The following is a 12529-nucleotide window of genomic DNA, read 5'->3' on the forward strand; positions in this document are numbered from 1 at the left end:
TTAAATAAATACTAAAGATTCCATATTTATCATATAGTTTTATTTTTACTATTTTTATTCTATTTTTTATTCTATTTTTTATTCTATTTTTTATTCTATTTTTTATTTTATTATCATATTGTTTTATTTTTAATTTTCTTCTTGTTCTTTTTGCCCTAATTCCTTTTTTAACAACAATTCTTCAATGTTACTAATTTCATTTTCTCTTGCATCGGTTGCAGGGAATTTTGGCACTGCAAAACAGTGCAATTCCTTACTTGTTGATATCTTAAGTGTACCTATTTTATCGGCTAACTTCATTATTTCAACCTTATCAAAACCGATTAAGGGTCTTAATACTTGTAAATTTGTGCAATTACTGATTACCCTCAAATTTTTAAGTGTTTGAGAAGCTACCTGTCCCATATTGTCTCCATTTACCACTGCATCGCATTTATACTTGTATGCAAATTTTTCGGCAATCTTTAGCATTCTTCTCTTGCAGAATACACAGGTGTATTTTTCTTTTTTCAAATCCGTTAAATTATCTTTTATATCCTTTAAAGTTTCTTTAAAATCTACTTCAATATATTTTAAGCTTGGATCGTAATCTTTTAAAACTTCAACCAATTTTTGAACTTTTTCTGAACCTTCTTCAGAAGTTTTCATATGTAAAAGTACTAATTTACAGCCTCTTTTAGCCATCATAAATGCTGAAACTGGGCTGTCTATGCCATCAGAGGTTAAAACCAATACTTTTCCTTGTGTACCCACAGGTAAACCGCCGATACCATCTAAACGTTCACTGAATATGAATGAATAATCGTTTAATAATTCTATATCAATTGAAATATCTGGGTTAACTAAATCAACTTTTAAGTTGTATTTACCACCCATTTCGCCACCTACTGCCATATTAACTTCCAATGAATTCATAGGGAATTTTTTTTGCATCCTTTGGGTTTTAATTCTAAAAGTTGTCTCTTTGGTATTATTATTATTGGCGTTATTGTTACTTATATCATTTAATCGTTTTTCTACTTCTTCGAAAGCTTTTTCCTTTATTTTTTCAATTGTAGGTTCCATTATTACAGTGCATGGACTAAATGAAACTATACCTGGAGTTCTAGCCAATAAATCTTTTAATTTATCGGTGTTTTGTTCCTCAGTTGCTACAAGTAATCTAGTATGTAATAAATACACGTTTGCTTTGAAATTGTGCATTTCACAGACTGATTTGATATTTTTTGCAAGTAAACGCTCAAATCGGTGCATAGTTTGTCTTGATTTTGTACCAATTTCCCCGTATCTTAATATAAAATATTTTAAATTTAAATCTTCATTATCTATTTTTTTATTTAACTCGTCTATTTGTTGTTTTTTTATTTCCTGTCGAGTTGATTGTTTTTTTACTTGTTTCACTTGTTCAGGGTTTTGTTGAGGGTTGCTATCCAATGTTTCACATCCTGTAGTCTAACTTATATTCATAAATTGTGTATATTATTAAATGATATTAATTATCAATTAAATTAAGAAATTATAATAATTATAATAATTTTTAAAATAGATTAATATAAAAATGGATTATCAAATATATAAAGATTTATTTAATTGAATTAATTTCGTAAAATAAAGTCTGAAGTCTAAAAATAAATAAATAATAAAAAAAATGAAAACTGAAAAATGAAAATAAAAAAATAAAGTTGTGGGCATTTAATGGGTAATATTACATATATTCTATTATATTATTGCTATTTGTCATATATTTCATTTAACATAATTTTTGGGCATATAATATCATATAATTTAAAATTATTCAAATGGGGATTTGAATATTATTATTTTATTATTTAATTGCATTTGCTAATTTTTTACCAATATCGTAGCAATTTCCTAACTCTTCTTCATCAGGGATGTAGTATAATTCGTAATTATCTAAAACATCGAATCCCGCTTCTTTTAACTCGTCTGCAATGAACTCAATAGCTCCCCCTCTTCCACCCATTGAACCAAATACAACGGATTTCTTTTTGTAGCCCGTTCTTGCAAATCTTAAACCTTTGATATAGTACATTAAATCTCCGATACTTGGGTATGGTACATCATTAATTGTAGGAATACCGAATAAGACTGCTTTACTGTCCAACATATCCTTTACGATTTCACTTCTTTCATCATTATGTAGATTGTACATAACAACGTCGATACCTTCACTCATTAAACCTTCTGCCAAAGCATGTGCCATTTTTTGAGTTGAACCGTGCATTGTATCGTATACGATTGTAGCTTTGTTTTCACATTGACCAGTTGCATATTTTTGGTATTCGCCAATAGCTTTCATTGGTTCAGTCCAAATTTGACCGTGTGATGGAGCTATCATTTTTATTTTATCGAGTAAACCTAATTCGATAACTTCATTGAACTTTTTAAGTACTAATTTAGACAGTGGAGTTATTAAGTTAGCGTAAAATTTCTTATTTGCATCGAGTAAAATGTTTTCAGGTATTTCATTATCGTATCTTTCAGAGAAACAAAGGTGTTGTCCGAAAGCGTCATTTGAGAACAAAATCCCTTCTTCGTTGTACATTGTAAACATGCTGTCTGGCCAGTGTAAAAGTGGAGCTTCTAAAAATGTTAATGTTTTACCGCCCAAATCTAAAGTTTCAAGAGATTTTATAACTTTGAAATTTGCACCTTTTAAAGCAGGGTAATGTTTTAACAATCCTTTAACTGCTACTTCTGTACAGTATATCGGTGCTTCAGGGAATTTTCTATGAGCTTCCACTAATGCACCACTGTGATCTTTTTCAACGTGGTTTTGAACAATTGCATCGATTTTGAAAGGTTTTCCTTCTTTTTCACATGCGTCTTTGATTCTACCCCACATCTGTGCTGATTGCCCAGGGTATGTGTTATCTATCAAAACGGTTTTATCTTCACCAAATACCAAGTATGCGTTGTACGTTGTACCTTTTAATGTGTAACCATGGTACATTCTTATATCCCAATCCATGACACCAACCCAGTAAGTGCCATCTGCTATTTTAAAAGCGTCTGCTTTCATAATCGCTTCACCTCAAATTTTTATGGAGTATTGATATAGTGTAAAATTTACTGTAATATTGTAATAATTTATTATGCTAACCATTTTCTAAATAATATCTATGTACATACTCTATATATTATATTTATGGTGTGTAATTCGTCTTTTTTTAAAAAAAATTAACGAATATCGGATTATGTGTAAATAACGCCCTTTATTCGATAATTATTCATTATTATCCCCTATTATTCATGAATTTTAACAATTATATTTATATATGTTAATTGATTAATTAATTATTTTGTGATTATATATTTATGATTAAATTTATGATTAAATTTATGATTAGATGATACAGATGTACTTATATGTAAAGCGTACAATATAAAATTTAAAATTAATATTAAAATTAATACTTACAAAAAATAATTATTATTTGGTGAATTTATGAAAAGTTGTGATAATTATAAAGTCGATTACTCAATTGATACTAAGGAATTGAAAAAATACTGTAATCCATCGTATGTTGTAATAAGGGACGATAAATTAATTGTTTCGAACAAAAGATATGCAAAATTATCCAAAGAGAAAATGAAGAATATCGAAAAAGATTTCGGAATACCTGTTGTTTATTCTCGAGTTTATGAAGAAATTTCTGAAAAAATGGGTAGGTTTGTAGCAAAATACAATATTATAAACCCGCGAAATAACATTGTGGTTGGGTTAAGTGGTGGAAAAGATAGTCTTGCACTATTACACCTTTTAGAGCCATATAGACGTAAGTTTGGTATATCTATTACTGCAATAACTGCCGATTTAAATATTGATGGAAAAAGACCTTGGGGCAATATTGAAGAAAACCCTCATTTAAAAAAGGTACATGAACAATGTGAACACTTACGAATACCCCATAAAATAATTAGTCATTGTGGAAACGTTGTGGAAATGTCAAAATATTTGACGGAAAATGCGAAGGTAAAAGGTATAGAATATTCGCCTTGCTTCTCTTGTTCACTTACAAGAAGACATATAATTACAAATTATATCCATGATAATTGTGAAACAGACTTAAGTAACGAAAATAGTAAAAATAACCATAAGAATTATAAAGTAGCTTTTGGTCATACTCTTGAAGATAATTCAGATACAATACTTGCCAATATGTTTAAGGGTGATAAAATAAAATCTTTAGCACCTATCAAAGAATTTACGCCTATGAATGTGCCTTTTGACGAATTTGGTTTCAATTTGGATTTAAAACCTTGCACGATTATAAGACCGATATTAGCAATTAAGGAAGAGAAAATAGTTAAGGCACTTGAAGAATGTGACATTTGGTATTATAAAGATAAAGATGAATGTCCATACAGTAGGGCAAACGGTGACGGAATTAGGAAAAGAGCTCACTTTGTATTAAAAGACCTTGAAAAAAGTATTCCAAATGTTCGGGAAATGGTTATATCATCCACTTTAAAGACAATTGGTGATGATTTCGAATAATTAACCTTAAAGGTTAAAGCCTCAGAGCTCATACGGTTCATCATACATACTTTAAATTTAAAAATATCTTAAATTTAAAATATTCAGGTAGCTTAATTCATCATCGGCTTAATGTATTATACTGTATTTTAATATAGTACTTATTTAATTTTATTTACTTTTATTTTTCATTTTAAATATAAATAATTAATAGATTTAATTAACAGATTTAATCATTTAGATTATATTAGATAGCAGTATTTTAAAATATTTTTAACATATATTATAAAAATATAAATAACATATTTTATTGTTCTTATTTATTATAAATTATAAAAATATAAGGGAAATTATGAAATTTTTAATACTCGATGGATACACGGACGAACCTGCAGGACTTGGAGTTCCACCATATCTGGGCACTTACCCGAGATATGTTGCAGGTGTATTATACAAATATAAACAAGATGTTAGTTACACGACTATAGATAAACTTAGGGAAGATTTAAAGGAATATAATGGCAAAGGAATAGATTATTTAAATAAATATGATGCAATAATCGCTATTTGTGGATTCCATACGCCTGGAAAATACATAAACGCAAATCCTGCAACTCTTAGGGAGTTTGTTTCGATTATGCACAGCTTTAAGGGTTATAAGATGCTTGGAGGCCCTGTGGCCACCAAATTTGGGTCTTCGATGGAAGGGGGTAAAATACATAACGATGATAATTTAAAATATTTCTTTGATTTTGTAGTTGAAGGAGATATTGAGATTGTATTAAACGATATAATTTCTGAATTTATAGAGAATAAATTAATCGATGCAAATAACAAAAAGAATGTTATTTCAAAAATTAATTCAAAAGTTAATCCTTTAAAAACACGTGAATACGACGAAATTAGAGAATTTGCAATATTGGGGGCAAATATTGTAAAAATGCACCCTAACTATCCAAATATAATATTAGAACTTGAAACATATCGGGGTTGTTCTCGTGCTTTAAGTCTTGAAGGAAATGATTTTGATAATGATAATTCTGATAGTAATTGTAATAACAGTAATTGTGGATGTAGTTTTTGTACAGAGCCTAAAAGGTATGGAAGTCCAAAATTTAGGGGAATTTCAGATATAATTGAAGAAGTAAAAGCACTAGCACAGAGTGGCGTTAAATATTATAGAATAGGTCGTCAACCGTGTATGTTTTCTTATATGAGCGAAGAATCGGAGAAATATGAAATTCCAAAACCAAACCCTGAAGCACTTGAAAAACTGTTTAAAGGAATACATGAAGTTGCAAATCCTAAGGTATTACATATTGATAATGCAAATCCCTCTGTTATTGCACGTCATGAAGTTGAAAGCAGAGCAATTGCCAAAACACTTGTGAGATATTGTACGGGGGGCAATACTGCAGCTTTTGGGGTTGAAAGCTTTGATAGGAAAGTTATTGAAAAGAATTGCTTACTTACAGAACCGGAAGATGTATTTAAAGCTGTTCAGATATTAAATGAAGAAGGGGGGAAAAGAAGCGATAGCGGTCTTCCTTATTTATTACCTGGTATAAATCTATTATTTGGACTTAAAGGGGAAAATAAAAATACCTTTGAAACTAACTACGAAAATCTTAAGGAAATATACGATGCAGGTCATATGTTAAGAAGAATAAATATACGTCAGGTTGTGCCATTCTTTGGAACGAATATTACCGAAAAAGATATTAAAAAGGCTCAAAAATTCAGACATAAGTTTTTGACATTCCGTGAAAAGATTAGAGATGAAATAGATAACCCAATGTTAAAACGAATGGTTCCTAAAGGGACAGTTTTGAAAGATGTATTCGTAGAACTTAAGGAAAAAGATAATCTGTATTTTGGTCGGCAGTTTGGAAGTTATCCCCTACTTGTTGGCATAGATACATCAAATCAAGAGGATAAGGAGACTATCGAAATAGGAAAATACTTTGATATTGAGGTAACGGATTATGGTAAAAGGTCTATTACAGGGAAAATCATTAAAAAATAGTTTATTATCCATTTTATTAATAATTTTATCTTTAAATTTTTCATTATTATGTAGCGGTTGTATAGATAACCCTAGCAATAAAATATCAAGTTATATTTATGAAGTTAATTTAACTGACGAAAAAGTTGAAAAGAATTATTTATTAAATTTAACATTTTACGATAATGAAAAAGTTAATATAAATTTGAAAGATTTGGGGTTAAATAAATCAAACCAAATACAAATACCGTATAAATTTGAAAATAAAAGTAATATGTATGCCATATCATATTTGTTAAAAGATACCAGTTCGGGAATTGATATAAATGTCCAAATAGATAAGAATAACGGCACATTATATTTAAAATCTAACTATCTTTCTAAAAAAGGCATATTTCCAAACAATACTAAATTTAATGTTTTAAATGTGGAAAATAACATTTAATCATAATATTCTTTATTTTATAAGCATATAAATACGAGTTTATCTGTTAATCTCATTTATTATACCTTATTTTTTATAAAATCTACTATAAATCTAATTTTAATACTGAATTAGTATATAAAATTTTAAATCCTATCTTTTTTAGCTATAAATACTATAGAACCTTTTATAGGGGTATTCCTATTCATTTTATAAATCTTTGTAAATAAAGCAGATTATATAAAAATATGACTTTTTAAGGGTTTTCAAAATTAATAGTATATAAGCTTTTTCCCATAATTATATAAATGGTAAAAAATAAAATAAAGACTATGTTTTTAATCGTGATTTTAAAAAAAATCGTTTTTAAAATTATATTTAAAATTGTTTTTTGACTTATCAGTTAAATTTACATAAATATGGAAAATTAATGACTAATTTAAAAATCCATATTATTATTTTAGAGGAGATTTAATGACACTTATTGAAGTAAATAAACTATACAAGATTTTTGGAAAAAAGCCAGAAAAAGCGTATCCATTAATCGAAGAAGGGCTTACTAGAACCGAAATTAAAGAACGTATCGGTAATGTAGTAGGGCTTAGAAATATTAATTTTGAAGTTAAGGAAGGCGAAATATTCGTTGTAATGGGTCTTTCAGGGAGCGGTAAATCTACCCTCTTAAGATGTATAAACAGATTAATACCTACAACTAGTGGTAGTATATTAATTGATGGTACAAACATTTGCGACCTATCAAAAAAAGAACTAAGGAATATTAGAACAAAGTATTTTGGAATGGTTTTTCAAAAATTCGGATTATTACCAAATAGGACTGTTTTAGATAACGTAGCTTTAGGATTAGAAGTTCAAAAAATGCCTCAAAAAGAGCGTTATGAGAAATCTGAAAAGGCTATTGAATTAGTTGGTTTATCAGGCTGGGAACAAAGTAAGATAACTGAGTTAAGTGGCGGTATGCAACAACGTGTGGGTATTGCAAGAGCTTTGTCAATCGACCCTAAGATATTATTAATGGATGAACCATTTAGTGCGTTAGACCCAATCATAAGGGTAGAAATGCAGGAACTATTGCTTAAAATCCAAAAGAAAATGAAAAAGACCATTATATTTATCACCCACGATTTAAATGAAGCTATCAAACTTGGGGATAAAATTATGATATTAAATGAACAGGGCGAACTTGTTCAAATGGGTACTCCTGAACAGATACTTTTAGAGCCTGCAAGCGATTTTGTAGAGTCTTTTGTTAAAGAAGTTGACAAAACTACCGTCATACGTGTAGAAATGTTAATGAAAAAACCAAAAATGACGATTACACTCGATACGGATATTTCTTCAGCTATTCAAACTCTTGAAAAATTAGAAATGGATTACGCCTACGTCTTAGATGGTGGAAAATACGTAGGTATTGTTGAAGCAGAGCAGTTAAAAGCTTGCAAATCAGTTGCTGATTGCATCATTAAAACTAAAACTGTGGAAGATATCAAAACGATAAACCAAGTTTTACCAGTATTTATAACATCGGAACATCCTGTACCAGTTGTTGATATAGATGGCTTATTTATGGGATATGTAGATTTAAAGGACGTAGTAGAAGTAATTAAAGACTAATTAATCATTAATTTAATTTAATTTACGAAAATGAAAGTGAAATAATAATAAAAGAAAAAAAATTAAAAAATTAAAAAATTAAAAAAATTAAAAACATAAATTAGAGAGTGAAATTTTGTATGAAGAAATAATTCCTAAAATTGAAATAGGTAATTTACTTGTAGATTTTATAAATTACCTTGTTGATAACTATTCTTGGTTTTTTGATGGGTTATCTGAAATTATAAAATATGTTGTAACTCTTTTTAATGACGGACTTTTAATAATCCCCCCTTTAGTGTTTGTAGCAATTATAGCATTAATTGTCTGGAAAGTGGTTAATTTAAAAACGGTTCCTTTTGCAATTGTATTTTTAATAACCATTATTAGTATGGGACTTTGGGAAATCTCAATGAATACCCTTGCTTTGATAATAACCTCGACATTAATCGCTTTAATTATTGGTATACCATTGGGAATATTAAAAGCTCGTAGTAAAAAGATTGAATTGTTGCTAAATCCATTACTTGATTTTATGCAGACTTTACCATCTTTAGCTTATTTAATACCTGCGGTGCTCTTCTTTGGAACAGGGGTTGCGCCAGGGGTATTATCAACAGTTATATTTGCAATGCCCCCTACAATCAGGTTGACTGCATTAGGTATTGAGCAAGTTTCTAATCAGCTTGTAGAAGTTGGTGAATCATTTGGAGCAACCTCTTGGCAAATATTAACCAAAATAGAATTGCCTACAGCTATGCCCTCCATACTAATGGGAATAAATCAGACGATATTACTTTCTTTCTCAATGGTTGTAATTTCTGGATTTATTGGTTCAGGTGGTTTGGGAGATTCCATTATTTCTGGAATTCAGAGATATAGTTTAGCCCCGGCACTTGAAGCGGGCATTGCTGTAACATTTTTAGCTGTGATTTTTGATAGAATTACCAGAAATCTTGTTAAAAATGGATAAAATAAGTAATTTAGTTAATAATTTAATTTTATAGTTGTTGATTAGATTAATAAATTTAAATTTTCTTTAAATAATCTTAAAAATATTTATTTAAATTAAAATAAACTCAAAGGTGTTAATTTGGATATTAAACCAATGAATTATTTAAAAAATTCAAACATTGCGAAAGTATTGTTAGTTGCATTATTAGGACTAATGGTAACTTTTGCAGGATGTATCGGGTCTTCAGATGATTCGACAGATAAAAGCGATGAAAAAGTCGTAAAATTAGGATTGCCTCCTTGGCCTGGTGCTACAGTTAAATCAGAAGTAGTAAAAGAAATACTTGAATCAAAAGGATATACTGTTGAATTAATGAAATTAGATGCAGGTATCGTATACGCTCAAATGGCAGATGGCGAATTAGATGGTACAGTTGCAGCATGGTTGCCAGTTACACAAGCTGAATACTGGAAACAGTACGAAGATAAACTTGACAAAGTAAATGCTAACTTAGCTAAAGCAGGTGTTGGTTTAGCAGTACCTACTTACGTATATGATAGTGGAATAAAATCTGTTGCTGATTTAAAAGGTAACGGTGAAAAATTTGATGGTACAATCGTAGGTATTGAACCTGGTGCAGGTGTTGTAATTAACACAGAAAAAGCACTTACAGAATATGAGTTAACAGACTTTAAATTAAAAACAAGCAGTACGCCTGCTATGATTGCAGAATTAGATAAATCAATTAAAAATAAAGAATTTGTTGTAGTTACTCTTTGGGAACCACAATCCGCATTCATTAAATTCAACATCACAATGTTGGAAGACCCTAAAAATATATACGGCGGTTCAGAACAAGTATATACAATCGTTAGAAAGGACTTTAAGGACGATAATCCGGAAGTTTATTCATTCTTCCAAAAATTCAATATATCCTCTGAAACTCAGAGCGAATGGATATATAAATACAGTGACTTAAATGAAGATCCTTCAGAAATTGCAAAAGAATGGGTTAAAAACAACCCTGAAGCAGTTGCTGAATGGACTAAAGACATGAATTAAGTCATTCCCTTCTTTTTTATTTATTTTTATATTATTAGTTATATTTATGTTATTTTGTAATGTCATTTGCGATATTTTACGGAATTATAGTAGTATTCTGAAATCCATTTTTTAACCATTAATTTTAAAAAAAGTACATTTTACTGTTTTTCGATGTTAGTATATAAAGCAGACAAAATATAGATTTTGTCAGTTAAAAATTTCCGGACAAAACTACCACATTAAGTAATTTAAAAATTTGATTATTTAAGTATATAGCTATTTAAGTATATAATTATTTGAATATTTTACTATTCAAGTATTTGAGTATAAATATATTCGAATATAAATATATTAAGGTATTTAAATGTAATTATATATTCAAACTAAAAAAGGTTAATTATAAATTTAATAAAAAATAAAAGGTAATATGATAATTAAAAAGGTAAAGGGAAAATATGCGGACAGATATAATTAATAGTCAGAATACTCAAAATAATAGTTCCAAGTATAACTCTAAAGGTAACCAAAACAAACAATATAGGGTTAAAAAACACTATTGTAAAGAATGGTTAACTAAGGAAGAACTTAAGGTTTTCATAGACGCTATAGAATATAGTGAACATCGTTTATTCTTTAAAATGTTATATGGAATGGCATTACGGGTTTCAGAATTGTTAAAAATAAAAGTACAGGATTTACAACTTAAAGAAGGAGTTTGTAAATTATGGGATACAAAAACGGATTATTTTCAAGTTTGTTTAATACCAGACTGGCTTATTAATGATATTAAAGAATATATAGCACTTAAAGGTCTAAGTAGTGAAGATGAGTTATTTAACTTTAATAACCGTAAATACGTTTGGGAACTTGCCAAAAAGTATTCAAAAAAAGCGGACTTAGACAAGGATATATCTACACACACGTTTAGGAGAAGTAGGGCATTGCACCTATTAAATGATGGCGTACCACTTGAAAAGGTTAGTAAATACTTACGCCATAAGTCAATTGGAACTACTATGAGTTACATCAGAATAACAGTTGTAGATTTAAAACAAGAATTGGATAAAATCGATGATTGGTATGATTTATAAATTATAACAATTCACCTATAATCCAATACGCCCAAATATAAATTTTTTTATTATTGTATATTATTATAACACTATTATAATAATATTATTTATAATTCATTTTGAAGATTTAAAGTAAAATAAAGGATATTATGAACGAATTAAACGAATTAAAAAATCCGGACAAAATACATGTAAAAAATTTAAAAGATGATGAAAACATTGGTGAGTATATGGAATATTTAGACGATTTATACGATTTGGATGAGTTAACACAGATGGATGAGTTAAATAATCTAAATAATAAGCTAAATTCCAAATACCGAGTATATAAAACATCTAAATATCTTACAAAGAAAAAAGTTGAGGAGATTATTGAAAAGGACTATGATGAAATAATTATGCCTCAATCGATATATAACCTAATGAATGAAAAAAATAAAAGTTCGATGGAAAAGCTAAGGTTATGTGGTGTCATCATAAAGACTACCGATAACGTTGGTAGACCTAAAAAAATTACGAAATATGATAAAGATAAGATAAAAGAGCTTCTAGTAGATGGAAAGAGTGTTCGTAAAACTGCGGAAATAATGAATATGAAAAAAACCACAGTTTGGGAAAACATTAAAGATAGTAGGGATGAAATAAAAATTGAAAAATTTAGAAAAATGATTTATGAATATAAGGAATTACTTATTGTACAAGACCGTTACGGTTCCTATGTAGAAAGCCTGTTCTTAGAACTTGATGTTTATATTAATAATAAAGATATGGAAAATGCTCTTGAAATATTGAATAAAATAATAATCTATGCAAAATCTGAAGATAAATCGATTAAATAAATATAAAATAAATATAAAATAAATACCTAACAGATGTAAAATAACAATATTGTCCATAATTGACAGTAATAGTATTT

The 12529-nt window shown here is 28.5% G+C and carries 10 protein-coding genes; 8 read left to right on the top strand and 2 right to left on the bottom strand.

Features of this window, described 5'->3' with window-relative positions; all coding sequences use genetic code 11:
• Nucleotides 1-129: 129 nt before the first annotated feature.
• Both thiI and J2127_RS03855 read right to left on the bottom strand, forming a co-directional pair.
• The gene (gene thiI, locus J2127_RS03850; protein ID WP_209732311.1) at nt 130-1350 is read right to left on the bottom strand and encodes a tRNA uracil 4-sulfurtransferase ThiI; all 1221 of its coding nucleotides are present in this window, start codon (nt 1348-1350) and stop codon (nt 130-132) included.
• A 475-nt stretch (nt 1351-1825) separates the two neighbouring features.
• Entirely contained in the window at nt 1826-3043 is a 1218-nt protein-coding gene (locus tag J2127_RS03855) for an FprA family A-type flavoprotein (protein ID WP_209732232.1), read from the bottom strand.
• A 426-nt stretch (nt 3044-3469) separates the two neighbouring features.
• Between J2127_RS03855 and J2127_RS03860 the strand changes: the two genes are divergently transcribed.
• The 8 genes from J2127_RS03860 to J2127_RS03895 all read left to right on the top strand — a co-directional run bounded on the left by J2127_RS03860 (nt 3470) and on the right by J2127_RS03895 (nt 12452).
• Complete coding sequence (locus J2127_RS03860) at nt 3470-4522, top strand: tRNA lysidine(34) synthetase (protein WP_209732233.1); 1053 nt, start codon at nt 3470-3472, stop codon at nt 4520-4522.
• Between the two features lie 331 nt (nt 4523-4853).
• On the top strand, nt 4854-6527 hold the full coding sequence (locus tag J2127_RS03865) for a radical SAM protein (RefSeq protein ID WP_209732234.1): 1674 nt from the start codon (nt 4854-4856) through the stop codon (nt 6525-6527).
• A complete protein-coding gene (locus J2127_RS03870) occupies nt 6487-6951 on the top strand; it encodes a hypothetical protein (protein ID WP_209732235.1) in 465 nt (154 codons plus the stop codon). Before J2127_RS03865 ends, J2127_RS03870 begins: the two co-directional genes overlap by 41 nt.
• A 453-nt stretch (nt 6952-7404) precedes the next feature.
• Nucleotides 7405-8562, top strand: coding sequence for a quaternary amine ABC transporter ATP-binding protein (locus J2127_RS03875; RefSeq protein ID WP_209732236.1), 1158 nt, complete (start codon nt 7405-7407; stop codon nt 8560-8562).
• Between the two features lie 115 nt (nt 8563-8677).
• Nucleotides 8678-9514, top strand: a complete 837-nt coding sequence (locus J2127_RS03880) for an ABC transporter permease (RefSeq protein WP_209732237.1) — start codon at nt 8678-8680, stop codon at nt 9512-9514.
• Nucleotides 9515-9634: 120 nt separating this feature from the next.
• Nucleotides 9635-10558, top strand: a complete 924-nt coding sequence (locus J2127_RS03885) for a glycine betaine ABC transporter substrate-binding protein (RefSeq protein WP_245326442.1) — start codon at nt 9635-9637, stop codon at nt 10556-10558.
• Nucleotides 10559-10995: 437 nt separating this feature from the next.
• Complete coding sequence (locus J2127_RS03890) at nt 10996-11631, top strand: tyrosine-type recombinase/integrase (protein WP_209732238.1); 636 nt, start codon at nt 10996-10998, stop codon at nt 11629-11631.
• 131 nt (nt 11632-11762) lie between these two features.
• The gene (locus J2127_RS03895) at nt 11763-12452 is read left to right on the top strand and encodes a hypothetical protein (protein WP_209732239.1); all 690 of its coding nucleotides are present in this window, start codon (nt 11763-11765) and stop codon (nt 12450-12452) included.
• Nucleotides 12453-12529: the final 77 nt, after the last annotated feature.

Source organism: Methanococcus voltae, assembly GCF_017875395.1.
In the GTDB taxonomy this organism is placed as follows: domain Archaea; phylum AGJL01; class Methanococci; order Methanococcales; family Methanococcaceae; genus Methanococcus; species Methanococcus voltae_C.

Coding starts and splice junctions, on each gene's coding strand:
- J2127_RS03855 (WP_209732232.1), bottom strand. CDS start 3,043: ATGAAAGCAGACGCTTTTAAAATAGCAGATGGCACTTACTGGGTTGGT.
- J2127_RS03860 (WP_209732233.1), top strand. CDS start 3,470: ATGAAAAGTTGTGATAATTATAAAGTCGATTACTCAATTGATACTAAG.
- J2127_RS03865 (WP_209732234.1), top strand. CDS start 4,854: ATGAAATTTTTAATACTCGATGGATACACGGACGAACCTGCAGGACTT.
- J2127_RS03870 (WP_209732235.1), top strand. CDS start 6,487: ATGGTAAAAGGTCTATTACAGGGAAAATCATTAAAAAATAGTTTATTA.
- J2127_RS03875 (WP_209732236.1), top strand. CDS start 7,405: ATGACACTTATTGAAGTAAATAAACTATACAAGATTTTTGGAAAAAAG.
- J2127_RS03890 (WP_209732238.1), top strand. CDS start 10,996: ATGCGGACAGATATAATTAATAGTCAGAATACTCAAAATAATAGTTCC.
- J2127_RS03895 (WP_209732239.1), top strand. CDS start 11,763: ATGAACGAATTAAACGAATTAAAAAATCCGGACAAAATACATGTAAAA.